Consider the following 23,676-nt stretch of genomic DNA (forward strand, 5'->3'; position numbering starts at 1 on the left):
CGTAAGACCGGGCAAAACTAGCACAGAGACGGGGAAATATCCGCCTCTAGCTACCCATTTGGTCAGCTTTATTGCTCTAAATCGGTAAAAAACTGCATAAGGCCTGCCGCACGACCCGGATTTGCCGTTCAGCACCCGCCAAAACCAGTGGTTGCGGTACACTGGGCGCTTTTTCGGGGGAGCCTGCCCTCCTCCCTTCCAACAGCCGAGAAGCCCATGCCGATCCGTCATTGCATCGTCCACCTGATCGACAAAAAACCCGACGGCACGCCCGCAGTTCTGCACGCCCGTGACACGGAACTGGCCGAGTCTGCAGCCATCGAGAACATGCTCGCCGACCTCAACGAGAGCTATAACGCCAAACAGGGCAAAGCCTGGGGCCTATTCCATGCGGAATCCGGCGCGTTCCCGTTCAGCGGCTGGCTGAAGGAATACATGGAAGGTGGCAAAGACTTCACCGCGTTCAGCAAGGTGGCGGTCGAGCATCTGCAGAAGCTGATGGAAGAGTCGAACCTCTCGGTCGGTGGTCACGTGCTGTTCGCCCACTACCAACAAGGCATGACCGATTACCTGGCCATCGCCCTGCTGCATCACAGCGAAGGCGTGGCGGTGACCGATGAGCTGGATGTGACCCCGTCGCGCCACCTCGATCTCGGCCAGCTGCACCTGGCGGCACGGATCAACGTTTCCGAGTGGCAGAACAACAAGCAGTCCAAGCAGTACATTTCGTTCATCAAGGGCAAGAACGGCAAGAAGGTTTCGGAGTATTTCCGCGACTTCATCGGCTGCCAGGAAGGCGTCGACGGCCCGGGCGAGACCCGCACCCTGCTTAAGGCTTTCAGCGACTTCGTCGAAAGCGAAGACCTGCCGGAAGAATCCGCCCGCGAGAAAACCAAGACCCTGGTGGATTACGCCAGCAGCCAGGCCAAACTCGGCGAGCCGATGGGCCTGGAAGAGCTCTCGGAGCTGATCGACGAGGAGCGCCCGAAAGCCTTCTACGATCACATCCGCAACAAGGACTACGGCTTGTCGCCAGAGATTCCGGCGGATAAACGCACGCTCAACCAGTTCCGTCGCTTCACCGGCCGCGCCGAAGGCCTGTCGATCAGCTTCGAAGCGCATCTGCTGGGCTCGAAAATCGAGTACGACGAAGAGGCTGGCACCCTGGTGATCAAAGGCCTGCCGACCTCGCTCACCGATCAGCTGAAGCGGCGCAACTGATGCTCGGCAATGTGCTGAAGAAAGTCGCGCTGGTTCTGCTGGTGGTCGTGGTCTATCAGAATTGGGGCAAGATCGAGCGGGTGTTCAATCCGTCGCAGATGGTCGCAGAACAGACGCGGGCGCAGGCCAATGTCGTGCTCTATGCCACCGACTGGTGCGGCTACTGCAAGCAGACCAAGCGTTTTCTCGACAGCAAGGGGATTCCTTTCAAGGAGTTCGATATCGAGAAGGATGCCGAAGCGCGCAAGGCGTATGAAGCGCTGGGTGGACGCGGGATCCCGTTGATCGACGTCAACGGCACGTTGATTCGCGGATTTGATCCGGACGAAATCCTCGCAGCCCTCAAGTAATGCACTCCCCTGTGGCGAGGGGATTTATCCCCGATGGGCAGCAAAGCGGCCCCAGTTTTCAGCCGCAATGCGCATTTACAGGATTAGCGCCTGCTGCGCAGCCGATCGGGGATAAATCCCCTCGCCACAATTACTCCTCTCACCACCAAGTCAGGTGCGACTTGTTGATCAGCGTGCTTCGATACGGAATCCAAAGCGCGGGAAGTGCACATGCACCACGCCACCACGCTCGTCTTCACGGCGCAGGATCAAATCCTCGCGACCGGCAAACACCAACTCTCCCACCACCGGATCAACGCCGTAATCTGTCGCGGCAATCGCCACTTGCTGCCCAGCCTTGAAGCCGTTCGGATCAACGAATTGCTCATCCGGCAACGCCGCCGGCGTCGCATTCCGCGCCACCTCCAGCGCCTCCTCGGCCGTCATCGCGCTCGCCGCGCCATGCCCAAAACCCAACACGCGCCCCAGCCACGCGGCGACTGCCGGATAGTCGTCCACCAGCGGTGCGGTCACATGGGTCGCCTTGAGGAACCACAGTGGGTGCGCCAGTGCAAAGTCGGCAATCGACGGCTCACCGAACAGGAAGTCACCCTGCTCACGCTGTAGCTGCTGCTCCAGACGGGCCATGATCGTCGGCCATTGATGCTTGGCCTGCTCGGCAGACAAGCGGGTTGCACTGCCACCGCTGAACAGCCCGGCGCGGTCTGCGAGAAACGCTTTGATTGCTTCCGGCGGTAACTTGCCGAAACGCACCGCCACCGACTCAGGCTGAAACACCAGGCTGACGGCATGCTGGAACACCACCGAGTCGACCCAGGTCGCGAAACTCGCGGTAATCATTTCCCGACCTTCGGGAAAGAACGACGGCAGCGCCTTTTCCTGCTCCAGACGTCGCGCGATCAACGAAGTGTCGCAATAAATATCGGCGCCGATCTGCAGCACCGGCGTTTTGCGGTAGCCGCCCGTCAGCGCCGTCAGATCAGGTTTTGGCATCACCGGCGAAATGTACACCGAGCGCCAGGACAAGCCCTTGAACCCCAACAACAGGCGGGCCTTCTCGGCAAATGGAGAGGTCGGGTAATGATGGAGAATCAACTCGGACATGCTCGGCTCCGCCGCTCAGATAGTGAATCGGCAGCTTAGCGCGCATTTTGTTAGCAGCCTACAGATCTGGCTGATGGGAACCGATCAGTCAGATTGATAAGACGCGACCAGGCATTCCTTGGCGCTTTTGCGCAGTTTCTTGATCAACCGTTCCTGGCGCAAGGCGTCGCTTTTATCTCGGCACAACTCGGTATAGACCAATGCCATGGCCGGGCTGGAAAGGAAGAATCGCGCGCCTTTGCCGCTCTGATGCTTGGCGAAACGACGCACGGGATCGTCGCTGATCCCGCAGTACAACGAGCCGTTGGCCGCACGAACGAGGTAAACGAACCAGGACTTGCTCACCGGTTCGGCAACATCGACAGATTTTTCGCTAAGGCTCGTCACTTTGGGATCAAGGCGTGTAGGAAACAGGTCGCGATCTTATCAGCGACCGGCCTGAAATGCCTTCAGTCCCTTCAGTGCCTGCGCCCGCACGGCGTTGCGCACCAGCGGCGTCCAGCCGAGCAGCAGGCCTTTGAAACCCAGGGCCTGACGCGACCAGCGCCACAGGTCGAAGTGGTCGTGATGCTCGCAGATCTTGCCGTCGCGGAAGACGAAACGCGCCTGGATATCGTTGATAACGACGTTGCCGGTCTGGCTGAACAGATACGTCGCCACCCAATGGGCGCCACCGCTGCGCTCGTCGGCGCGGACGTTGTCGAAGGTCAGTGAGAAGTCTTTTGCCCGGGTGGTGAGCATGCGCCACATGTCGCCGGCATCACGGCCGCGCAATTCGCCGAAGGCCGGATCGCTGAAGACCACGTCATCGGTGTAGCACGCGGCCATGCCTTCGGCATCGAGACGCTGGAAGGCTTGGTAGAAGCGGGTGATCAACGCGGCGTGGGCTTCACTCATGGACAGTCTCCGGGAAATGTACAGATGGCCATCACGATAATCTGCAACGTCCCGAAACACTATCGGCATTCGCCTGCCGAATACCCGCAGTACACAAAACCTCGTAGGAGTGAGCCTGCTCGCGATGGCGTCTTTCCAGCCAACATTGCGCAGACTGACACACCGCTATCGCGAGCAGGCTCACTCCTACAGTTTGAATGGCGTCAGATCTTCTCGCTTTGCACTTGCACGTACAACGCACGCCCGGCGCCGAGGCCGGCGATGATCGCACCGGTTCCGATGATGCCAAAAATCCAGCCCACCGCATTCCAGCCACCGGTCCAGTCATGCACGATGCCAACCGCGAACGGCCCCATCGATGCCAGCGTGTAACCGAACCCCTGTGACATGCTCGACAGGTTCGCCGCAACGTGCGAATCCCGCGAGCGCAGCACGATCAGGGTCAGCGCCAGGCTGAACGTACCGCCCTGCCCCAGACCCAGCAGAATCGCCCAGCCCCACAGACCTTCGATCGGCGCGTACAGGCAACCGAACAGGCCGCCAAGGGTCAACGCCATCACCACCACGATCGCCAGACGCTGATCCTTGCCGCGTGTCGCCAGCCACGGTGCGGCGAGCGAACTGGCGAGCTGGATGATCACCGAGCCGGACAGCACTAGACCCGCTTGAGTCGGCGTCAGACCACGACCGATCAGGATCGACGGCAACCAGCCGAACACGATGTAGGCCAGCGACGATTGCAGGCCCATGTACAAGGTCACCTGCCAGGCCAGCGGATCACGCAGCAGACCGCGCACGCGATAAGCAACATTGTGTGCACCGTGTTTCTGCCCGACTTGCGGCAACCAGAACACCGCCGCCACCAGTGCCGGAATTACCCAGAAACCGAGCCCCATGGCCCAGCTGTGATCGAAATGTTCGCTCAGCGGCACGCTCGAACCCGCCGCCATGGCCGCGCCCAGACACAAGGCCATGGTGTAGACACCGGTCATGGTGCCGGCGTGTTTGGCAAAGTCGCGTTTGACAATGCCCGGCAGCAATACGCCGATGATGCCGATGCTCGCGCCGCCCAGGACGCTGCCGGCAAACAGGCCGATTTCACCGAAGTTGCTGCGCAGGATAATGCCGCCAGCGAGGGTCAGCAGAATGCCCAGTACCACGCGCTCGGCACCGAAACGCCGAGCCAGAATCGGCGCCAGCGGGGCGAACAACCCCAGGCAAAGCACCGGCAGCGTGGTCAGCAATCCGGCCTGAGCGGCGGACAGCCCCAGACTTTTCGACACGTCACTGAGCAGCGGCGCCATGCTCGACAGCGCCGGACGCAGGTTCAGCGCCACCAGAATCAACCCCAACAGCAGCAGCCACGGACGGCGCACCAGCGGGTGGCTTTGCTGCACCTGCTCGTCATCGGCCTCGGCATCGATCAGCAGCTCTTCAAGTTTCGGGGGTGTGGATATCTCGTTGCGGGACATGGATTTCTCGGTTTCAAGGTTCATTGATCAACTGCCTCGACAAGGCTTTGGCCCGTTCCGGGTCGCGTTGTTCGACCGCATCGAGCAAATCGATGTGCAGGTCGAACACTTCCTGACGGCGCGGGACGATGTTCAGGGTCTGACGCAATTGCGCGCCGACGATGCTGGAGAAATAGCGATAGAGCTCGCTGAGGGTCGGGTTGTGCGCGGCATCGACCAAACGACGATGGAACACCAGATCGCAAGCGATGTAGGTGTCGAGATCGCCGTGGTAGTGGCTACCGCTGGTCCCGAGCGCCTCACGCAATGCGGTGAGGTCCTCATCGGTACGGCGCAAGGCCGCCAGGCCGATGGCCTCGACTTCGAGGATGTGCCGGGTTTCTCGCGCTTGATCCAGCGAGCAGCGGGACAACGCCTTGAGCGTGTCCAGCGGGTCGACCAGAGCGCGCAAGTAACTGCCGTCGCCCTGGCGAATCTCGATCAACCCGGAAAACGCCAACACGCGCATGGCCTCGCGCACGGTGTTGCGGCTGATGCCCAGCTCGGCGCACAGCTCGGGTTCGGTCGGCAAACGCTCGCCAACCTGCCAGGCACCGCTGTTGATGCGCTGACGCAGTTGATCCAAGGCCTGGTCGACCAGGGATCGTTTAATAAGTGGAGAAGTTTCTGACATAGGATTCGCCCTTTCATCCAATCATAGGATGAATTTTCTGACATGTTAGTCAGACCCGTGTAGGACGGCAACCACCTAGGGTCAATCAGAGACACATGGAGCGGCATTTTCGATTGGTCAAAATTACCCTTTAAGGGTAATTTCAGGGACAGGGTTTTGGTTTCTTATGGAGAAGAACACGCCCCATTACGACTTGGCGGTGATCAAGGAGGATGTCAGAAGGCTCGGGATAAACGCGTTTACCAAGACTGCACGCAAAAGCGGTCGGGACATGGGCCTGAGCCTCAAGGAAATGCAGGACGTCGTTTTCGAACTGCAAAACAGGTTGTTGTACAAATCGATGACGACTTATGGCGACCATCGGGTTTGGCAAGACGTGTATCACATCACTTCGCATGATCTGGAGATTTACATCAAGGTCACTTATTGCTCAGGCGGTGAGCCTCCGGTGATCTCCTTCAAGGAGAAAAACCCATGAACACTAAACAATGCTTCAGTTGCGGAGCACCTGAAGGAATGCGGCACTTCGAAGGTCGTGCTGAAACCATGAGCGTCAAAGGCATGGAGCGCCGTCTTGATGATTTGTCTGGATGGGAGTGTCAGGCATGCGGGGAAGTCATATTCGACCCCGATAGCGCATTACGCTACTCGAATGCGAGTGACGAACTCGTCATTGCCGGCCGACAGATGATCGGTAACGAGATGAAGCGCATCCGCCGCAAGCTGCATCTGTCACAGAAGGAAGCGGTGCTGTTGTTGTCGGGTGGCGGGCACAATGCGTTTTCACGATATGAACGCGGCGACTCGCTTCCACCGAAAGCCCTGATAGTGCTGATGCGCCTGCTTGATCGTCACCCCCATCTACTCACCGATGCGCGCGCCTTGGCTGAAGGGGCAGATTTGAGAGGATTCAAGGATAACGTTCACAGAGAACACGAAACGCTCACCGTGTCTTGAAGCATCCATTGTAAAAAACCCGGCACAAGGCCGGGTTTGTTTTACACAAAAACCATCAATGCAAAATCTGACTCAGGAACAACTTCGTCCGCTCATTCTGCGGATTGTCGAAGAAGTCATTCGGCGCCGCCTGCTCAACGATTTCACCTTTGTCCATGAAGATCACGCGGTTCGCCACGGTGCGGGCAAAGCCCATTTCGTGGGTCACGCAGAGCATGGTCATGCCGTCTTCAGCCAGACCGATCATGGTGTCGAGCACTTCCTTCACCATTTCCGGATCGAGCGCTGAAGTCGGTTCGTCGAACAGCATGATTTTCGGTTTCATGCACAGTGCGCGGGCAATCGCTACGCGCTGCTGCTGGCCACCGGACAGTTGCCCCGGGAATTTGTGCGCCTGCTCCGGAATGCGTACGCGCTCCAGGTAATGCATGGCGATTTCCTCGGCCTTGCGCTTGGGCATCTTGCGCACCCACATCGGCGCCAGGGTGCAGTTCTGCAAAATGGTCAGGTGCGGGAACAGGTTGAAGTGCTGGAACACCATGCCGACTTCGCGGCGGATCGCTTCGATCTGCTTGAGGTCGTTGGTCAGTTCCACGCCATCGACGACGATGCGGCCCTGCTGGTGTTCCTCCAGACGATTGAGGCAACGAATGGTGGTCGACTTGCCGGAGCCCGACGGGCCGCACAGAACGATACGCTCGCCCTGTTTGACGTTGAGGTTGATGTCTTTCAGTACGTGGAACTGGCCGTACCACTTGTTGACGCCCTGCATCTGAATAATGCCTTCAGGGCCCACTGGCTTTTTGATTGCTTCGCTCATTTACAGAGAACTCCTAACGCTTGTGGCCAGTGTCGAGCTTGCGTTCCAGATGCATGGAATAGCGCGACATACCAAAACAGAAAATCCAGAACACCAGGGCGGCGAACACGTAGCCTTCGGTGGCCATGCCCAGCCATTTCGGATCGGCAGCGGCTTGCTTAACGCTGTTGAGCAGGTCAAACAAACCGATGATGATCACCAGACTGGTGTCCTTGAACAGCGCAATGAAGGTGTTGACGATGCCGGGAATCACCAGCTTCAGGGCTTGCGGCAGAATCACCAGGCCCATCGAACGCCAGTAACCGAGACCCATCGCCGCCGCCGCTTCGTACTGACCTTTGGGGATCGCTTGCAGACCGCCGCGCACCACCTCAGCCACATAGGCCGACTGGAACAGAATCACGCCGATCAGCGCCCGCAGCAGCTTGTCGAAGTTCATGCCTTCGGGCAGGAACAACGGCAGCATCACCGAGGACATGAACAGCACCGTGATCAACGGCACGCCGCGCCAGAACTCGATGAAGGTCACGCAGACCACGCGAATCGCCGGCATGTTCGAGCGCCGTCCCAGCGCCAGCACAATCCCCAGCGGCAAGGCACCGGCGATACCGACCGTGGCGATCACCAGGGTCAGCATCAGGCCGCCCCATTGGCTGGTCGCCACGTTGGTCAGGCCGAAGCCGCCGTGCAGGAGGATGAATGCAATGATCGGGTACAGCACCAGGAAGCTCAGCCCGTAGATCGCTTTATGCGGCACACGCGAGATGAACAAAGGCGCTGCACCGAGGACCGCGAGCCACACGGTCAGGTCCACGCGCCAGCGCAGTTCCGGCGGGTAGTAGCCGTACATGAACTGGCCGAACCGCTGCTGAATGAACACCCAGCAGGCGCCGTCCTTGGTGCAGTCGGCGCGAGTGGTGCCGACCCAGTTGGCATCGAGGATGGCCCAGCTGAGGATCGGTGGCACCACGAGATAGATCAGATAGAACGCAAACAGCGTCAGCAGGGTGTTGAGCCAACTGGAGAACATGTTCGCGCGTATCCACGCCATCGGACCGAAGACCTTGGCCGGCGGCGGCATGTCGGGTTTGAAAGTATGAGTACTCATGCGCTTTTCCTTACCGCTCGATCAGCGCAATGCGCTTGTTGTACCAGTTCATCAGCAGGGAAATGCTGATACTGATCGCCAGGTACACGCTCATGGTGATGGCAATCACCTCGATCGCCTGACCGGTCTGGTTGAGCACCGTACCGGCGAACAACGACACCATTTCCGGGTAACCGATACCGGCCGCCAGCGAGGAGTTTTTCGCCAGGTTGAGGTATTGGCTGGTCAGCGGCGGAATGATCACGCGCAGGGCTTGCGGGATGATCACCTTGCGCAGGGTCGGGCCGTTGCGCAGGCCGAGGGAACGGGCCGCTTCGGTCTGGCCGTGGCTGACCGACTTGATCCCCGAACGGACGATTTCGGCGATAAACGCTGCCGTGTAAACAGTCAGGGCCAGGGTCAACGCGAGCAGTTCCGGGATCAGCACCCAACCGCCGACGAAATTGAAGCCCTGCAACTTGGGCATTTCCCAATGCAGCGGTGCGCCGAAGATCAGTGCACACAAGGTCGGGATCAGCAGCATGATCGCCAGCCCGGTCCAGAACTTGTGGAACGGTACGCCGGTTTCTTCAAAACGCTTGTTGGCCCAGCGACACATCAGCACGGTAGCGATGATCGCCACCACGACGCTGCCGAAAAAAGCCCAGAAGCCATCAGCCGCCAGCGCCGCCGGCATGTTCAGGCCTCGGCTGCTGACAAAGAAGATGTCGCCGAAGTTATGGCTGTTGCGCGGCCCCGGCATGGTCAGGAACACCGCGAAGTACCAGAACAGGATTTGCAGCAGCGGTGGAATGTTGCGGAAGACTTCCACGTACACCGTCGCCAGTTTGCTGATGATCCAGTTCTGCGACAGCCGCGCCACGCCGATGATGAAGCCGAGAATCGTCGCCAGAATCACGCCGATCACTGTCACCAACAGCGTATTGAGCAGACCGATGACAAAGACGCGGGCATAGCTGTCCGCTTCGGTGTAGTCGATCAGGTGTTGAGCGATGCCGAACCCGGCACTGCGCTCCAGAAAGCCGAAACCGGAAGTAATGCCCCGGTGCTGAAGGTTGGTTTGCGTGTTGTCGAACAAGTACCAGCCCAGCGAGACCACCGCGACAACGGTGATGATCTGGAATAGCCACGCACGCACTCGTGGATCGCTGAGGCTGAGCCTCTGCTTTGGTGCGCCGATTGATTTTTGCATGAAGTGCCCCGGAATTAATGGAACAAGAACATCACCCGGCGGTTGGCCCGCCGGGCGATAGAACCATTAGCGCACTGGTGGTGCGTATTGAATGCCGCCAGCGTTCCACAGCGCGTTCAGGCCGCGGTCGATTTCCAGCGGAGTGCTCTTGCCGAGGTTTTTCTCGAACACTTCACCGTAGTTGCCGACTTGCTTGACGATCTGTACAACCCAGTCTTTCGGCAGTTTCAGATCCTTGCCGTATTCACCGTCACCGCCGAGCAGACGAGCAACGTCCGGGTTCTTGGTCGACTTGGCTTCTGCTTCAACGTTTTTCGAGGTGATGCCGGCTTCTTCAGCGTTGAGCATGGCGTAGCCAACCCAGCGAATGATCGCCAGCCACTCGTCGTCGCCGTTACGCACGACCGGACCCAGAGGCTCTTTGGAAATGGTTTCCGGCAGAACCACGTAGTCTTTTGGCGAAGCCAGTTTGCTGCGCTGGGCGAACAGTTGCGATTTGTCCGAGGTCAGCACGTCGCAACGACCGGATTCCAGCGACTTGGCGCTTTCATCGGAGGTGTCGAAAGTGATCGGGGTGTATTTCAGACCGTTGCCGCGGAAGTAGTCGGAAACGTTCAGTTCGGTGGTGGTACCGGCCTGGATGCAGATGGTTGCACCGTCCAGCTCCTTGGCACTCTTCACGCCCAGCTTGTTGTTTACCAGGAAGCCGATGCCGTCATAGTAGGTAATGAAGCCCGGGAATTTCAGGCCCATGCCCGCGTCACGGGAGCTGGTCATGGTGGTGTTGCGCGACAGAATGTCGATCTCGCCGGATTGCAGCGCGGTGAAGCGCTCCTTGGCGTTCAACTGACTGAACTTGACCTTGGTCGCGTCGCCGAATACGGCAGCGGCTACGGCACGGCAGACGTCAGCGTCGATGCCGAGGATCTTGCCGGTAGCGTCCGGAACCGAGAAGCCTGGCAGACCGTCGCTCACGCCACACTGCACGAAACCTTTCTTCTGTACGGCATCCAGGGTTGCACCCGCCTGAGCGAACCCGCTGACGCCGAGTACTGCTGCTGCAGTCACGACTGCCAGAGTGGATTTCAACATCTTCATTCAAACCTCCAGTTTTGCTCTTGTTGTGTCGGAGCTTGAGTCCTGTCGCACCCTTTTGAGGCGTTGTTGACCCGTGTTGGCTTTTTTTGGGGTCAACCGACGTAAGACCTTCGCTATGAGTCTTTCAGGAGAAAATCCACATCATGGACAACTCACTTCTCACCAATCGGCCGAACGGGCTGTAGCCCTGTCACATTCGCTAAGCCCGTAGCGGCCATTGGCGAACATCCATCACCGGATTCGTTGCTATCCCTTCGCGAGTCGTACACTGATAGTGTTACCGCCAGGCTTGGGACGCTTCGTACACAGTCCTCCATAGCAAAGCCCGTACCACACCGGCCGCTGAAGCGATTGAGCGACAGGTCAATAGCAAAACTTGTACCCTTGCGACATCTTCTTAACGGATCAACCGGGCGCGCACTCCAATCACGCACTTAATGAGAGCGCCCGCACATATTTGGAGCAGCCATGACCGAGCCCTTGATTCTTCAGCCTGTTAAGCCCGCAGACGCCTGCGTGATCTGGCTGCACGGCCTGGGTGCCGACCGCTACGACTTTCTGCCAGTGGCTGAAGCGTTGCAGGAAAGCCTGCTGAGCACGCGCTTCGTTCTGCCACAGGCGCCGACCCGCCCGGTCACCATTAATGGCGGATATGCCATGCCGAGCTGGTACGACATCAAGGCCATGAGCCCGGCCCGGGCGATTGACCGCGATGAGCTGGAAGCGTCCGCAGATCGCATCATTGAATTGATCGAAGAACAGCGCGCCAGCGGAATAGACGCCTCGCGGATTTTCCTCGCCGGTTTCTCCCAGGGTGGCGCCGTGGTTTTTCACACCGCATTTTTGAAATGGCAGGGACCGTTGGGTGGCGTACTGGCGCTGTCGACGTATGCGCCGACTTTCAGTGATGAACTGGAATTGTCCGCCAGCCAGCAGCGCATTCCGGTGTTGTCGTTGCACGGTCAGTTCGACAACGTGGTGCAGAACTCGATGGGGCGTACCGCCTACGAGTATCTGAAGGCCCATGGTGTCACCGTGACATGGCAGGAATACCCAATGGAGCACGAAGTGTTACCCGAAGAAATCCGCGACATCGGTGTCTGGTTGAGCGAACGCCTGCGCTGATCGCGCGGGCTGGTTTCAGCCGCCGCAACACCCTTTGATCCCTCCCACTACGCCGCGCCCGATTCTTGCATTACACTGGCCGGCGTACATTCCTTAATCAATTGATGAGATGACCGTGCTCAAAGCACTCAAGAAGATGTTCGGTAAAAGCGAGGCTGAGCAGCTCGCGCCAGTTCCCAGTGCGCCGTCGCACGCCCCCGGCCATCGCAACGATGCCCGCCAGGCCGACCGCCCCGCTACCGTAGCGGCACCGAAACAAGAGGAAAAACCGGCCGCCGTCGCCACTCCAACGGCGGCTCCTGTTGCCGAAAGCGCGAGCAGCGAAGCGCCGAAACCGGCCAGACCGCGACGCGAACCGAAGCCCAAGGCTGCGGTTATCCCGTGGAAACTCGAAGACTTCGTCGTCGAGCCGCAGGAAGGCAAAACCCGCTTTCACGATTTCAAGCTCTCCCCGGAACTGATGCACGCCATCCAGGATCTGGGTTTCCCGTATTGCACGCCGATCCAGGCGCAGGTGCTGGGTTTCACCCTCGCCGGCAAAGACGCCATCGGTCGCGCGCAGACCGGCACCGGCAAGACCGCCGCGTTCCTGATCTCGATCATCACCCAACTCCTGCAAACGCCGCCGCCGAAAGAGCGCTACATGGGTGAACCCCGTGCGCTGATCATCGCGCCGACCCGTGAGCTGGTGGTGCAGATCGCCAAGGACGCCGCCGACCTGACCAAGTACACCGGCCTCAACGTGATGACGTTCGTCGGTGGCATGGATTTCGACAAGCAACTCAAGCACCTCGAAGCGCGCCACTGCGACATCCTCGTCGCGACCCCGGGCCGTCTGCTCGACTTCAACCAGCGCGGCGACGTGCACCTGGACATGGTCGAAGTGATGGTGCTGGACGAAGCCGACCGCATGCTCGACATGGGCTTCATCCCGCAAGTGCGGCAGATCATTCGTCAGACGCCACCGAAAAGCGAACGTCAGACGCTGCTGTTCTCTGCGACCTTCACCGAAGACGTGATGAACCTCGCCAAACAATGGACGACCGATCCGTCCATCGTCGAAATTGAAGTCACCAACGTCGCCAGCGAAAACGTCGAGCAACACATCTACGCCGTGGCCGGTGCCGACAAGTACAAACTGCTCTACAACCTGGTCAACGATAATGGCTGGGAGCGGGTAATGGTTTTCGCCAACCGCAAGGACGAAGTCCGCCGCATCGAAGAACGTCTGGTGCGCGATGGTGTGAATGCTGCGCAACTGTCCGGCGACGTGCCGCAACACAAGCGCATCAAGACCCTGGAAGGTTTCCGCGAAGGCAAGATCCGCGTGCTGGTCGCCACCGATGTTGCCGGTCGCGGCATCCACATCGACGGCATCAGCCATGTGATCAACTTCACCCTGCCGGAAGTCCCGGACGACTACGTGCACCGCATCGGCCGTACCGGTCGCGCCGGCGCCGATGGCGTGTCGATCAGCTTTGCCGGTGAAGACGACTCCTATCAGTTGCCGTCCATCGAAGAGAAGCTCGGTCGCAAGATCAGCTGTGAAACGCCGCCGACGCATCTGTTGCGTGCGGTTGAGCGCAAGCGCCCGCAATAAGCGACGCTATAAAGAGAAAGCGCAGCCGGCAACGGACTGCGCTTTTTTTTCGTCCGGCGTCTCAACAGGTGCTTGCGAGAGATAACTAAAAGTCCATAATGGACAAATTAGTTTAGATTTTGCCTCCGGAGTCTGCCATGTCCAGTACGCCCTACGTGATCGACCAAATCCAGGCCCGCGAGTTGTTGGCGCGCATCGACGTGCCGCAAATCCTGCGCAAGCTGTTCCGAGACCTTGCGGCCGGGCATGCTGTGCAGCCGGCGCAGCAACTGGTGGAATTCCCGCAGGGCGCCGGCGACTTCATTAATTATCTGGGTGTGCTGGCTGAAGACGGTGTGTATGGAGTGAAGACTTCGCCGTACATCGTTCGCGAGCAAGGTGCTCTGGTGACGGCGTGGACGCTGCTGATGTCGATGCAGACCGGGCAGCCGTTGTTGCTGTGTGATGCGGGTGAGCTGACCACCGCACGTACTGCTGCGACCACGGCTGTGGCGGTCGATGCCTTGGCTGCGTTGAACGCTACCCGACTGGCGATCATTGGTAGCGGCAAGGTTGCCCAAGCACATCTGCACTATGTGAAATCGCTGCGTGACTGGCAGAGCATCAGCGTGTATTCGCCATCGCTAACTGAAGACCGCGAGACTCAGGCACTGCTGAAAGCCATTGCGCCCGACCTGACAATTGCGCCCAGCCGCGAAGCCGCTGTCACTGATGCCGACGTGATCATGCTCTGCACCTCATCCGCAGGCCCGGTGATCGAACCCGGCGCCTTGAGCAAACCGGCGCTGATCACCTCGATCAGTACCAACGCTCCGCGTGCCCATGAAGTCCCACCGAACAGCCTCAACGACATGCAGGTGTTCTGCGACTATCGTCTGACCACGCCGGGGTCGGCGGGTGAGATGCTGATTGCCGCCGAGCAGCACGGCTGGAGCAAGGAGTCGATCATCGGCGACCTGGCGGATCTGCTCAGCGAGAAAGTGCAGCGCCCCGGTTACGACCGTCATGTGTTTTTCCGCTCAATCGGCCTGGGCCTGGAAGACATCGCCCTGGCCAATGCGGTTTATCACCTGACCCACTAACACCAAAATCCCCTGTAGGAGTGAGCCTGCTCGCGATAGCGGTTTTACATTCAACATTATTGTTGACTGGTACACCGCTATCGCGAGCAGGCTCACTCCTACAGGAGATCTGCGTTTTTTTCGATCTTGAGTACTAACTGGAGACCTTCATGAGCCAGGCAGATTTCATCATCATCGGCGGCGGGATTGCCGGCGCTTCCACCGGGTTCTGGCTGTCGCCGCACGCCAAAGTGATCGTGCTCGAACGTGAGTCGCACCCGGCCTATCACTCCACCGGCCGCTCCGCCGCGCTGTTCACTGCAGCGTACGGCACGCCGCAAGTACGAGCACTGACCTTGGCTAGCCGAGCGTTTTTCGACAATCCACCGACTGGCTTCTGCGAACACCCGCTGCTGACTCCGCGCGGCGAAATGACCGTGGATTTCACCGGGGACGCCGCCGAACTGAACAATCAATACCTCAGCGCCAAAGCCACAGTGCCGGAGATGCAGCTGCTAAGCGCCGATGAAGCCTGTGCCCGAATGCCGATCCTGCGCCGGGAGAAAGTCCACGGCGCGATCTACGACCCGAGCGCCAGCGACATCGACACCGATGCCCTGCATCAGGGCTACCTGCGTGGCATTCGTCGCAATAACGGCGAAGTCCATACCGATTGTGAAGTGCTCGGCTTGAGCCGCGACGCCGACGGCGTGTGGCAGGTGCAGACCAATGGCCAGACCTTCAGCGCGCCGGTGATCATCAACGCCGCTGGCGCCTGGGCCGACAAGATCGGTGCACTGGCCGGCGCCCGATCGCTGGGCCTGCAACCGAAACGCCGTGCCGCGTTCATCTTCGCCGGGCCCGAAGGCGTCGACACCCATCACTGGCCGATGCTGGTCAGCCTCGACGAATCGTTCTACATGAAGCCTGACGCCGGCATGTTCCTCGGCTCGCCGGCCAACGCCGACCCGGTCGAGCCCCACGACGTGCAGCCGGAAGAGCTGGACATCGCCATGGGCATTTACCAGATCGAGGAAGCCACCACGCTGACCATCCGCCGCCCGACCCGCACCTGGGCCGGTCTGCGCAGTTTCGTCGCCGACGGTGACTTGCTCAGCGGTTTTGATCCGCAAGTACCAGGACTATTCTGGGTCGCGGCGCAGGGCGGTTATGGTATTCAGACTTCACCGGCGATGGGCCAGGCCAGTGCGGCGCTGGTGCGCGGCCAGCCGTTGCCCGAACAACTAAGCCGGTTTGGTTTGAGCAGCCACATGCTCTCCCCCAGCCGCCTCGTCTGATCGTCCATCCGGATGACGCGCCCTACGGATTGCGGCACACTCGCAGCGCCCCCTGTTCACGGGGGCGCTGACGCTGCCTGGAGCTCCACTGTCATGACCGCCCCCGAATTCGACCCGGCGCTGGATAACTTCCGCGCCATCGCCGATGCCATCGCCACACTGTTTTTCCCCCACGCTGAAGTGGTGCTGCACGACCTGCGTACGCAGAAGGTCGATTACATCGCCAACAACCTGTCCAAGCGCGAGATCGGCGACGAGTCGTCGCTGGAGGACATGCTCAGCGAGGATGTCAGCGACAGAAACATCGGCCCGTACGAAAAACTCAACTGGGACGGTCAGAAAATTCGCAGCCTGAGCACCGTGCTGCGCGACCGCGAAGGTCTGCCGCTGGCGGTGTTGTGCATCAATCTGAATATTTCGCTGTTCGAAAATGCCAAGGCTGCGCTGGATCTGTTTCTCTCACCGAGCAAACTGATTCCGCAGCCGGATTCACTGTTTCGCGATGACTGGCAGGAGCGCATCAACACGTTCCTGCACGCCTGGCTGCGCGAGCGGCAACTGAGCCTGAACCTGCTGACCCGCGATCACAAACGCGAACTGGTGCTGGCGCTGCACGCTGAGGGCGCGTTCAAGGGCAAGAGCGCCTCGAACTATGTGGCCAATGTGCTGAACATGGGGCGGGCGACGGTGTACAAGCATTTGAAGGAACTGAAAGGCTAGGGATTTGCGGTGATTGATCTGGCCCCATCGCGAGCAGGCTCACTCCTACATTTGAAATGCATTCCCCTGTAGGAGTGAGCCTGCTCGCGATAGCGGCTTATCAGTCGCCGTAGATATCCGACTTGAAATACTTCTCGGAAATCTTCTGATACTCGCCACTCGCGCGAATGCCATCAATCGCGCCATTCAACTGGCTGACCAGCTCGGCGTTGCCCTTGCGCACCGCAATCCCCGCACCCTCGCCCACGTATTTCGGGTCCTTCAACTCAGGCCCGACAAACGCATACCCCTGGCCACGCGGCATCGACAGGAAATCATTCAGCGGAATGGTGTCGGCAAAGATTGCATCAAGCCGCCCCGCCGCCAGATCCATGTAGATTTCTTCGTTGTTGCTGTAGCGCTTGACGTTGATGCCCTTGGGTTCAAACACCTCAGTGGCATAACGGTCAGTGGTGGTGGCGCGCTGCACGCCGACGTTCTTGCCCTTGAGGCTGGCGTACTGGTCATCGACCGTGGCGCCGTCCTTCATCACCAGTCGCGATGAAGTGAAATAGTATTTGTGGGTGAAATCCACCGATTTCTTGCGGTCTTCGTTGATGGTCATCGACGACAGCGCCATGTCGATTTTCTTCACTTTCAGCGAAGGGATCAGACCGTCGAACTCACCTTCAACCCACACACACTTGACCTTCATCTGCGCGCACAGGGCATTGCCGATGTCGTAGTCGAAACCGACGATTTCGCCTTTGTCGGTTTTCGAGGCGAAAGGTGGATAAGCGGCTTCGATGCCGATGCGCAGGGTTTGCTCGGCGGCGAACACGCTGGCGGATGCCAACAGGCTGAGGGCCAGACCGGTGATGAGGGGGAGTTTCTTCATATTCGTTCTCTCGCGGGTTGTTGTTGGTTTGGCAAGATGAAGAAGGGCAGCTGTGAGCTATTAGCTACGAGCGGCGGGATTGATTTTTTTGTACTTGGAAATCCATATTGGACTTATAGGTACAAACCGTCAATCGCACATGAAGGCGTGTCCGCTGGTTTTTCTGGTGATGCAAATGACGTCATCGCGAGCAGGCTCACTCCTACAGGGGAACGCATTCCAACTGTAGGAGTGAGCCTGCTCGCGATGACTGACTTGAGGGCAACGCGGGTTTTACTTGTTCCAGCGATCCGCAGCGGCATAATCACTGTCGCGCCCTTCAACCCAACGCGGGCCGTCGCTGGTGTTTTCTTTCTTCCAGAACGGCGCGCGGGTTTTCAGGTAATCCATGACAAAGGCGCAGGCGTCGAACGCCGCCTGGCGATGGGCGCTGGCGGCGCCGACGAACACGATCGGTTCGCCCGGCTCCAGCGCGCCGATGCGGTGCAGCACTTCCAGTTTCAATAATGGCCAGCGCTGTTCGGCCTCGACGGCAATCTTGCCCAGCGCTTTCTCGGTCATGCCCGGATAGTGCTCGAGGAACATCCCCGCGACATCGAGCCCGTCGTTGAAGTCGCGCACGTAGCCGACAAAACTCACCACCGCGCCGACGCCGACATTGGCCGCGTGCATCGCGTTGACTTCAGCCCCCGGATCAAACGGCGTGGCCTGCACACGAATCGCCATGGCTCAGCCTCCGGTCACGGTCGGGAAAAACGCCACTTCGTCGCCATCGACCACCGGCTCGTCGAGCTGGCAGAGGTCTTCGTTGCGCGCGCACATCAGGTTCTGCTCGCTCAATACCTCAGCGCCATCACGTTGCGCCAACAGCGCACGCACGTCGTCGACGGTGGCGAAATCGCCTTCAACCTTTAGCGAGTCCACGCCCAGCGCTTCACGGTAACGGGCAAAAAATTTCACGGTCAGGTTCATGGCTGCTCCGCCTGAAAGTGCCCGCTCTTGCCACCGACCTTCTCCAGCAGACGCACACTTTCGATGGTCATGCCACGATCGACGGCTTTGCACATGTCGTAGATGGTCAGCGCGGCGACGCTGGCGGCGGTCAGCGCTTCCATTTCGACGCCGGTCTGCCCGGAGAGCTTGCAACGGGCGACGATGCGCACGGTGTCATCGCCGTCAGCGCTGAGTTCGACTTTGACGCCGGTGAGCATCAGCGGGTGGCACAGAGGAATCAGATCGCTGGTTTTCTTCGCAGCCTGGATGCCGGCAATGCGCGCCACGGCGAACACGTCACCTTTGGGATGGCCGCCGCTGACGATCATCTGCAGGGTTTCGGGGAGCATGCGCACCAGCGCTTGGGCCGTCGCTTCACGGAACGTCACGGCTTTTTCGGTGACGTCGACCATGTTGGCGCGACCTTGGGAATCGAGATGAGTCAGCACGGGATTACTCCTGATCAGGAGCGTGGATTGTAAACCTGCGGGTCAAATTTCCGCACCACTGATTATGAATTCACCACCATCCCTTGTAGGAGTGAGCCTGCTCGCGATAGCGGTCTGATATTCAACATTGATGTCGACTGATCGATCTCTATCGCGAGCAGGCTCACTCCTACATTTTGATTTGTGTTTGGGCATAAAAAAACCGGGCGGCTTTTGGGTCGCCCGGTTTTTGCTGAAAGGTTACAAATGCGATTCGGCGTATTCGGCCAGAATCGAGCGAGGTACCCCTTGCAGGGTGATGTGCACACCGTTGGGGAAATCCTTGAAGCGTTCAGTCAGGTAGGTCAGCCCGGAGCTGGTCGCGGACAGGTAAGGGGTGTCGATCTGTGCCAGGTTGCCCAGGCACACCACTTTGGAACCGGCGCCGGCACGGGTGATGATGGTTTTCATCTGGTGCGGCGTGAGGTTCTGGCATTCGTCGATCAGGATCAGGCTCTGCTGGAAGCTGCGACCGCGAATGTAGTTGAGCGATTTGAACTGCAACGGCACTTTGCTGAGGATGTAGTCGACGCTGCCATGGGTGTTTTCGTCATCCATGTGTAAGGCTTCGAGGTTGTCGGTGATGGCGCCCAGCCAAGGCTCCATTTTTTCCGCTTCGGTGCCGGGCAGGAAACCGATCTCCTGGTCGAGGCCCTGCACGCTACGGGTGGCAATGATGCGGCGATAACGCTTGCTGACCATGGTCTGCTCGATTGCAGCGGCCAGCGCCAGAATGGTTTTACCTGAGCCTGCGGCACCGGACAGGTTGACCAGATGAATGTCCGGATCGAGCAACGCATACAGCGCCAGGCTCTGATAGATATCGCGTGGCTTGAGCCCCCACGCCTCCTGATGCAACAGCGGTTCCTGATGAAGGTCGAGGATCAGCAAGCGGTCTTCTTCAATCTCCTTGATCCAGCCAACGAAGCCCTGTTCATCAATGATGAATTCGTTGATGTGCACCGCTGGCAGGTTGTCGATCAATTGCACCTGGTGCCAGGTGCGGCCGTGGTCCTGACGGGTTTCGACCTTGCTCACACGGTCCCAGAAAGAGCCGGTCATGTTGTGATAGCCGTTGGGCAACAGGGACACGTCGTCGACCAGTTGGTCGGTGCTGTAGTCCTCGGCATCGATGCCGCAGGCGCGCGCCTTGAGGCGCATGTTGATGTCTTTGGTGACCAGCACCACCGGTTTTTTCGGGTCGCGGGTGTGCAGGTCGATCAGTTGGTTGATGATTTTGTTGTCGTTCAGATGCTCGGGCAGAATCAGGTTCGATTCGGCCTGCTTGCTCATCAGAATTGACAGCAAACCTTTCGGCCCGCCCTTGCCGCGCTGGATCGGCACACCCAGTTCGACATCTTCAGGCGAAGCATCGCCCAGGGTCTTGTCGATCAGCCGGATGGCTTGGCGGCATTCAGCGGCCACGCTGTGATGCCCACTCTTGAGCTTGTCCAGCTCCTCAAGCACGGTCATCGGGATCGCGACGTGGTGTTCTTCGAAATTCAGCAGGGCGTTTGGATCGTGAATCAATACGTTGGTATCGAGTACATAAAGGATTGGCTGGTTGGAAGAAGGGCTACGTCCGTGATCATCCATACTCGGTCACCTTTGTCAGAGCCAGTAGACGCAATACCTGGGCGGTGCTGCGCCTCGAAGTGACTGCCGAAATCTCACCTGCGGAGATTCAAGTGACTGCAAACAAATGGGTCTTGGGAGACGCCACCTGTGTTGCAGGTTTCGGCGGTCTGTCTTCGTAATACTCCAAAACCCATGACATAAAAAAGCACTTTGACGGTTTTTTTAAGTTTATTTTGCAAAGTGACGAAAAGCCCTTGGCGGACCGCCCTGCCCCCGTTAGAGTCGGAAGTCCGCCTGCATCGAAATCCTTGTAAAAATCGCCCAAAGCCCAATGTTTCCGGGCTTTCTGCGTTTCTCAGCGAAACGCGTCCTGACAGTCTTCCCAACCGATCCCGCTTTGCGCGGTCTGCGTGATCAGCCACGGCATCGCCGTCTTCACGGCGTCCTGTTTCATGTTGAAATTGATCACCCCATGACGCCACAACAGCATCAGGGTCAGCACCCGTTGCGCGCTCTGAGGCCCCTTGAGCTTGCCGGCGCCATCCTGGGCATCGATGTCCCACAACGCCACTTGCAGGCCCTGGGTGTTGAAGAAACCTTGCGCATCGCTGCGACGCTGACCATCCGGCGGACGAAACAGCGGCACGTAGTTCTCCGGCAGTTTGTTCTTCACCAGGTCGGCACTGCGACGCACCGAGTCCTGCCAGTCCTGCCAGTGGCTGTGGGAGCGGAACTCCCAACCTTGCACACCCACGCATTGTTGCGAAAACGCTGCTTGCAGGCTGCTCACCGAGCGGTCAGCCAGCCGTGCCTGGATATCCTTGCCGAGCATGAAGAAGGTGCCGCTCATGTTCGACTTGCGCAGGTACTCGGTCAGCCAGTCGGTGTTGTCCGGTTGTGCGTTGGCAGCGCTGTCGAATGTCAGCACAAACAGTCGGTCATGCATCTCGTCGCCATTGCGCTCATAGTCGCCGAAACGATCGATTTCGCTGCTGGTCTGCGGGAACAGCGCGGCCTTGCGCAGCAGTTCGTCGAGGTATTGCAAATGGAAGATCCGGCTCGGCTCGGCCCACTTGGTGTAATAGCTGTCGTCGCTGACCACAAACTTGGCGGCCTGCTCGCGCAGGGTCGGCAGGTCTTCGACGAGGAAGCAGAACGACGCGTCCTGATCGCAGCTTTGCTGGGCGAAGTTGTAGTTGGCCAGCAGGCGCTGCCAGAGGCGCTGGCGCAGGCTGTTGATCGCGTCGATATTGACCGTGCGCAGCCCCAGACGCTGGGCGAGCGCGGCCTCGTCTAGCGATTCGGTGCCGAGCAGGCCCCGGGCGAACATGAGGATTTCCGCCCGGGAAGCGACGTCGAACAGCGTCGGGCTGGTCAGTTGCTCCGGCCAGGTGCTGCGATCCAGCGTCGCCACATCGCCCGGCGCCGCAACGGCACCGAAGCTCAACAGCCACGCGGTGAATAAAAGAACAATGCGCAAAGGGGCGTCTCCATAACAAAACCCGCGCGGCACTATAGCTGATAAGGCACGACGCCGACCCCTGTAGGAGTGAGCCTGCTCGCGATAGCAATAGATCAGTCACCACAATGCTGAAAGTCATACCGCTATCGCGAGCAGGCTCACTCCTACAGGGATCGCGGCAAGCCGTCGATCACCTATCACGCTCATAGCTGGAGTCAACTCGGCCAACCCCCTAGAATCGCCCCCACGATTAAAGGAGACGACTTCATGCTGATGGTGATTTCCCCCGCCAAGACCCTCGATTACGAAACGCCGCCGGCGACCCAGCGCTTCACCCAGCCGCAATACCTCGACCATTCGCAGGAACTGATCCAGCAATTGCGCGACCTGACGCCGGCGCAAATCAGCGAGCTGATGCACGTCTCCGACAAGATCGGCGGGCTCAACGCCGCACGTTTCGGCAGCTGGACGCCCGCGTTTACGCCAGAAAACGCCAAGCAGGCGCTGCTCGCGTTCAAGGGTGACGTCTACACCGGTCTTGACGCGCAGTCCTTCAGCGAAGCGAACTTCGATTACGCGCAAAAACACCTGCGCATGCTCTCCGGCCTCTATGGCCTGCTGCGCCCGCTGGACCTGATGCAACCGTATCGTCTGGAGATGGGCACCAAACTGGCCAATGCCCGTGGCAAGGACTTGTATGCCTTCTGGGGCACGCGCATCAGCGAATGGCTGAACGAAGCGCTGGCCGATCAGGGCGACGACGTGCTGCTCAACCTGGCGTCCAACGAATACTTTTCGGCGGTCAAACGCACAGCCCTGAACGCACGGATCATCAACACCGAGTTCAAGGATCAGAAGAACGGCCAGTACAAGATCATCAGCTTCTATGCGAAGAAGGCCCGTGGCCTGATGAGCCGCTTCGTGATCCAGGAAAAAATCAACGATCCGGCCCAGCTCAAGCAGTTCGATGTGCAGGGTTATCGCTACAGCGCCGAGCAATCGAAACCGGACAATCTGGTGTTTCTGCGCGACCACGCCCCCGAATAAAGCATGCCCAATGCACGACTCTTTCTATAAAGAGTCGTGCAGCTCGCACGATGTCAAAAATCCCTCGCCTTATTTCGCCATTTTTATGGCGCCAGAAAATAATCCCTGTCCTTTCTAATTTTAGTTTCACTCGACACTGATCATTTTTTTCAGTAGTGGCACCTAAAATTTTTCGCGGTAGTGGCACAAAACTATCTAACGCGATTAATCGCCTATATATAAAGGGCGAAACGGAAAGTGCTATCAAATTGAGACCAGTGCCATCTTCGACAATATTTCAAGAAATTTCAGATTTCGTGATGAGCGGACAGGAACTATGTCCAAATGCATAGCTCATACCACCGGTAACGATTCTCGCTGAGTTTGTACGAGATAACTTACGCAGAGCAGATAGCCATGTAACCAAGTTGTCACAGCAACTTGCCCAGATGACTAACTAGTCTGAAAGCAAATCGAAGGACAGGAGATAGGCACCATTAATATCCCCTACAAGGCCATGGCCGCGCCCCTATAAACGTGCTCGCCTGAGCACCAA

The 23,676-nt window shown here is 58.8% G+C and carries 25 protein-coding genes; 10 read left to right on the top strand and 15 right to left on the bottom strand.

What is annotated here, in order from left to right; translation table 11 throughout:
- The first annotated feature begins 216 nt into the window (after positions 1-216).
- Positions 217-1,221 carry a nucleoid-associated protein YejK gene (yejK, locus tag JFT86_RS01300; protein WP_201235106.1) on the top strand — a complete coding sequence of 335 codons (1,005 nt, stop codon included), beginning with the start codon at positions 217-219 and terminating at the stop codon, positions 1,219-1,221.
- Positions 1,221-1,571 carry a glutaredoxin family protein gene (locus tag JFT86_RS01305; RefSeq protein WP_034154584.1) on the top strand — a complete coding sequence of 117 codons (351 nt, stop codon included), beginning with the start codon at positions 1,221-1,223 and terminating at the stop codon, positions 1,569-1,571. Before yejK ends, JFT86_RS01305 begins: the two co-directional genes overlap by 1 nt.
- 168 nt (positions 1,572-1,739) lie before the next feature.
- Here the strand turns inward: JFT86_RS01305 and JFT86_RS01310 are convergent, their stop codons facing one another.
- The 5 genes from JFT86_RS01310 to JFT86_RS01330 form a co-directional block, all read right to left on the bottom strand.
- The gene (locus tag JFT86_RS01310; protein ID WP_201235107.1) at positions 1,740-2,675 is read right to left on the bottom strand and encodes a glutathione S-transferase family protein; all 936 of its coding nucleotides are present in this window, start codon (positions 2,673-2,675) and stop codon (positions 1,740-1,742) included.
- An 84-nt stretch (positions 2,676-2,759) separates the two neighbouring features.
- Positions 2,760-3,062 (bottom strand): GIY-YIG nuclease family protein, encoded by a 303-nt coding sequence (locus JFT86_RS01315; protein WP_008083651.1) that lies wholly within the window; start codon positions 3,060-3,062, stop codon positions 2,760-2,762.
- A gap of 39 nt (positions 3,063-3,101) precedes the next feature.
- Positions 3,102-3,572 (bottom strand): nuclear transport factor 2 family protein, encoded by a 471-nt coding sequence (locus JFT86_RS01320; RefSeq protein ID WP_127650887.1) that lies wholly within the window; start codon positions 3,570-3,572, stop codon positions 3,102-3,104.
- Positions 3,573-3,775: 203 nt separating this feature from the next.
- Entirely contained in the window at positions 3,776-5,068 is a 1,293-nt protein-coding gene (locus JFT86_RS01325) for a CynX/NimT family MFS transporter (RefSeq protein WP_201235108.1), read from the bottom strand.
- Positions 5,058-5,717: a FadR/GntR family transcriptional regulator gene (locus JFT86_RS01330; RefSeq protein ID WP_201235109.1), complete on the bottom strand. Its 660-nt coding sequence runs from the start codon at positions 5,715-5,717 to the stop codon at positions 5,058-5,060. Before JFT86_RS01330 ends, JFT86_RS01325 begins: the two co-directional genes overlap by 11 nt.
- Positions 5,718-5,883: 166 nt before the next feature.
- Between JFT86_RS01330 and JFT86_RS01335 the strand changes: the two genes are divergently transcribed.
- Entirely contained in the window at positions 5,884-6,195 is a 312-nt protein-coding gene (locus JFT86_RS01335; RefSeq protein ID WP_201235110.1) for a type II toxin-antitoxin system MqsR family toxin, read from the top strand.
- Entirely contained in the window at positions 6,192-6,674 is a 483-nt protein-coding gene (locus tag JFT86_RS01340; protein WP_201235111.1) for a type II toxin-antitoxin system MqsA family antitoxin, read from the top strand. Before JFT86_RS01335 ends, JFT86_RS01340 begins: the two co-directional genes overlap by 4 nt.
- A gap of 55 nt (positions 6,675-6,729) precedes the next feature.
- Here the strand turns inward: JFT86_RS01340 and JFT86_RS01345 are convergent, their stop codons facing one another.
- The 4 genes from JFT86_RS01345 to JFT86_RS01360 all read right to left on the bottom strand — a co-directional run bounded on the left by JFT86_RS01345 (position 6,730) and on the right by JFT86_RS01360 (position 10,892).
- Positions 6,730-7,494, bottom strand: coding sequence for an amino acid ABC transporter ATP-binding protein (locus tag JFT86_RS01345; RefSeq protein ID WP_008080191.1), 765 nt, complete (start codon positions 7,492-7,494; stop codon positions 6,730-6,732).
- Positions 7,495-7,507: 13 nt separating this feature from the next.
- Positions 7,508-8,602: an amino acid ABC transporter permease gene (locus JFT86_RS01350; RefSeq protein ID WP_201235112.1), complete on the bottom strand. Its 1,095-nt coding sequence runs from the start codon at positions 8,600-8,602 to the stop codon at positions 7,508-7,510.
- Positions 8,603-8,612: 10 nt separating this feature from the next.
- Complete coding sequence (locus tag JFT86_RS01355; protein WP_201235113.1) at positions 8,613-9,794, bottom strand: amino acid ABC transporter permease; 1,182 nt, start codon at positions 9,792-9,794, stop codon at positions 8,613-8,615.
- A gap of 66 nt (positions 9,795-9,860) precedes the next feature.
- On the bottom strand, positions 9,861-10,892 hold the full coding sequence (locus JFT86_RS01360; protein ID WP_201235114.1) for an amino acid ABC transporter substrate-binding protein: 1,032 nt from the start codon (positions 10,890-10,892) through the stop codon (positions 9,861-9,863).
- 468 nt (positions 10,893-11,360) lie between these two features.
- Between JFT86_RS01360 and JFT86_RS01365 the strand changes: the two genes are divergently transcribed.
- The 5 genes from JFT86_RS01365 to JFT86_RS01385 all read left to right on the top strand — a co-directional run bounded on the left by JFT86_RS01365 (position 11,361) and on the right by JFT86_RS01385 (position 16,696).
- On the top strand, positions 11,361-12,017 hold the full coding sequence (locus tag JFT86_RS01365) for an alpha/beta fold hydrolase (protein WP_187680051.1): 657 nt from the start codon (positions 11,361-11,363) through the stop codon (positions 12,015-12,017).
- A 109-nt stretch (positions 12,018-12,126) separates the two neighbouring features.
- Entirely contained in the window at positions 12,127-13,617 is a 1,491-nt protein-coding gene (rhlB, locus tag JFT86_RS01370; RefSeq protein WP_201235115.1) for an ATP-dependent RNA helicase RhlB, read from the top strand.
- Positions 13,618-13,754: 137 nt separating this feature from the next.
- The gene (locus tag JFT86_RS01375) at positions 13,755-14,699 is read left to right on the top strand and encodes an ornithine cyclodeaminase family protein (protein ID WP_201235116.1); all 945 of its coding nucleotides are present in this window, start codon (positions 13,755-13,757) and stop codon (positions 14,697-14,699) included.
- A 149-nt stretch (positions 14,700-14,848) separates the two neighbouring features.
- The gene (locus JFT86_RS01380) at positions 14,849-15,976 is read left to right on the top strand and encodes an FAD-binding oxidoreductase (RefSeq protein ID WP_201235117.1); all 1,128 of its coding nucleotides are present in this window, start codon (positions 14,849-14,851) and stop codon (positions 15,974-15,976) included.
- Positions 15,977-16,069: 93 nt separating this feature from the next.
- Entirely contained in the window at positions 16,070-16,696 is a 627-nt protein-coding gene (locus tag JFT86_RS01385; RefSeq protein WP_103305202.1) for a PAS domain-containing protein, read from the top strand.
- Positions 16,697-16,796: 100 nt separating this feature from the next.
- Here JFT86_RS01385 and JFT86_RS01390 read toward each other — a convergent pair whose 3' ends face one another.
- The 6 genes from JFT86_RS01390 to JFT86_RS01415 form a co-directional block, all read right to left on the bottom strand.
- On the bottom strand, positions 16,797-17,573 hold the full coding sequence (locus JFT86_RS01390; RefSeq protein WP_201235118.1) for an ABC transporter substrate-binding protein: 777 nt from the start codon (positions 17,571-17,573) through the stop codon (positions 16,797-16,799).
- A 273-nt stretch (positions 17,574-17,846) separates the two neighbouring features.
- Entirely contained in the window at positions 17,847-18,299 is a 453-nt protein-coding gene (gene moaE / locus JFT86_RS01395; RefSeq protein ID WP_201235119.1) for a molybdopterin synthase catalytic subunit MoaE, read from the bottom strand.
- Between the two features lie 3 nt (positions 18,300-18,302).
- Positions 18,303-18,545, bottom strand: coding sequence for a molybdopterin converting factor subunit 1 (moaD, locus tag JFT86_RS01400; RefSeq protein WP_134174740.1), 243 nt, complete (start codon positions 18,543-18,545; stop codon positions 18,303-18,305).
- Positions 18,542-19,015 carry a cyclic pyranopterin monophosphate synthase MoaC gene (moaC, locus tag JFT86_RS01405; protein WP_093437022.1) on the bottom strand — a complete coding sequence of 158 codons (474 nt, stop codon included), beginning with the start codon at positions 19,013-19,015 and terminating at the stop codon, positions 18,542-18,544. Before moaC ends, moaD begins: the two co-directional genes overlap by 4 nt.
- Positions 19,016-19,255: 240 nt before the next feature.
- Positions 19,256-20,650: a PhoH family protein gene (locus JFT86_RS01410; RefSeq protein WP_166216203.1), complete on the bottom strand. Its 1,395-nt coding sequence runs from the start codon at positions 20,648-20,650 to the stop codon at positions 19,256-19,258.
- Between the two features lie 337 nt (positions 20,651-20,987).
- A complete protein-coding gene (locus JFT86_RS01415; RefSeq protein ID WP_201235120.1) occupies positions 20,988-22,112 on the bottom strand; it encodes a polysaccharide deacetylase family protein in 1,125 nt (374 codons plus the stop codon).
- A 249-nt stretch (positions 22,113-22,361) separates the two neighbouring features.
- Here JFT86_RS01415 and yaaA point away from each other — a divergent pair, with 249 nt between their 5' ends.
- Entirely contained in the window at positions 22,362-23,141 is a 780-nt protein-coding gene (yaaA, locus tag JFT86_RS01420; RefSeq protein WP_053117306.1) for a peroxide stress protein YaaA, read from the top strand.
- Positions 23,142-23,676 lie beyond the last annotated feature (535 nt).

This window comes from Pseudomonas sp. TH06 (assembly GCF_016651305.1).
GTDB lineage: Bacteria > Pseudomonadota > Gammaproteobacteria > Pseudomonadales > Pseudomonadaceae > Aquipseudomonas.

Bases quoted from the DNA above. Each gene is read 5' to 3' on its own strand.
- JFT86_RS01365 (WP_187680051.1), top strand. From the start codon at position 11,361: ATGACCGAGCCCTTGATTCTTCAGCCTGTTAAGCCCGCAGACGCCTGC.
- JFT86_RS01340 (WP_201235111.1), top strand. From the start codon at position 6,192: ATGAACACTAAACAATGCTTCAGTTGCGGAGCACCTGAAGGAATGCGG.
- JFT86_RS01350 (WP_201235112.1), bottom strand. From the start codon at position 8,602: ATGAGTACTCATACTTTCAAACCCGACATGCCGCCGCCGGCCAAGGTC.
- moaD (WP_134174740.1), bottom strand. From the start codon at position 18,545: ATGAACCTGACCGTGAAATTTTTTGCCCGTTACCGTGAAGCGCTGGGC.
- JFT86_RS01410 (WP_166216203.1), bottom strand. From the start codon at position 20,650: ATGGATGATCACGGACGTAGCCCTTCTTCCAACCAGCCAATCCTTTAT.
- JFT86_RS01375 (WP_201235116.1), top strand. From the start codon at position 13,755: ATGTCCAGTACGCCCTACGTGATCGACCAAATCCAGGCCCGCGAGTTG.
- JFT86_RS01385 (WP_103305202.1), top strand. From the start codon at position 16,070: ATGACCGCCCCCGAATTCGACCCGGCGCTGGATAACTTCCGCGCCATC.
- JFT86_RS01360 (WP_201235114.1), bottom strand. From the start codon at position 10,892: ATGAAGATGTTGAAATCCACTCTGGCAGTCGTGACTGCAGCAGCAGTA.
- moaE (WP_201235119.1), bottom strand. From the start codon at position 18,299: ATGGCGATTCGTGTGCAGGCCACGCCGTTTGATCCGGGGGCTGAAGTC.
- JFT86_RS01390 (WP_201235118.1), bottom strand. From the start codon at position 17,573: ATGAAGAAACTCCCCCTCATCACCGGTCTGGCCCTCAGCCTGTTGGCA.
- yejK (WP_201235106.1), top strand. From the start codon at position 217: ATGCCGATCCGTCATTGCATCGTCCACCTGATCGACAAAAAACCCGAC.
- JFT86_RS01305 (WP_034154584.1), top strand. From the start codon at position 1,221: ATGCTCGGCAATGTGCTGAAGAAAGTCGCGCTGGTTCTGCTGGTGGTC.
- JFT86_RS01325 (WP_201235108.1), bottom strand. From the start codon at position 5,068: ATGAACCTTGAAACCGAGAAATCCATGTCCCGCAACGAGATATCCACA.
- JFT86_RS01310 (WP_201235107.1), bottom strand. From the start codon at position 2,675: ATGTCCGAGTTGATTCTCCATCATTACCCGACCTCTCCATTTGCCGAG.
- JFT86_RS01355 (WP_201235113.1), bottom strand. From the start codon at position 9,794: ATGCAAAAATCAATCGGCGCACCAAAGCAGAGGCTCAGCCTCAGCGAT.
- yaaA (WP_053117306.1), top strand. From the start codon at position 22,362: ATGCTGATGGTGATTTCCCCCGCCAAGACCCTCGATTACGAAACGCCG.
- JFT86_RS01335 (WP_201235110.1), top strand. From the start codon at position 5,884: ATGGAGAAGAACACGCCCCATTACGACTTGGCGGTGATCAAGGAGGAT.
- JFT86_RS01320 (WP_127650887.1), bottom strand. From the start codon at position 3,572: ATGAGTGAAGCCCACGCCGCGTTGATCACCCGCTTCTACCAAGCCTTC.
- rhlB (WP_201235115.1), top strand. From the start codon at position 12,127: ATGACCGTGCTCAAAGCACTCAAGAAGATGTTCGGTAAAAGCGAGGCT.
- JFT86_RS01345 (WP_008080191.1), bottom strand. From the start codon at position 7,494: ATGAGCGAAGCAATCAAAAAGCCAGTGGGCCCTGAAGGCATTATTCAG.
- JFT86_RS01380 (WP_201235117.1), top strand. From the start codon at position 14,849: ATGAGCCAGGCAGATTTCATCATCATCGGCGGCGGGATTGCCGGCGCT.
- JFT86_RS01330 (WP_201235109.1), bottom strand. From the start codon at position 5,717: ATGTCAGAAACTTCTCCACTTATTAAACGATCCCTGGTCGACCAGGCC.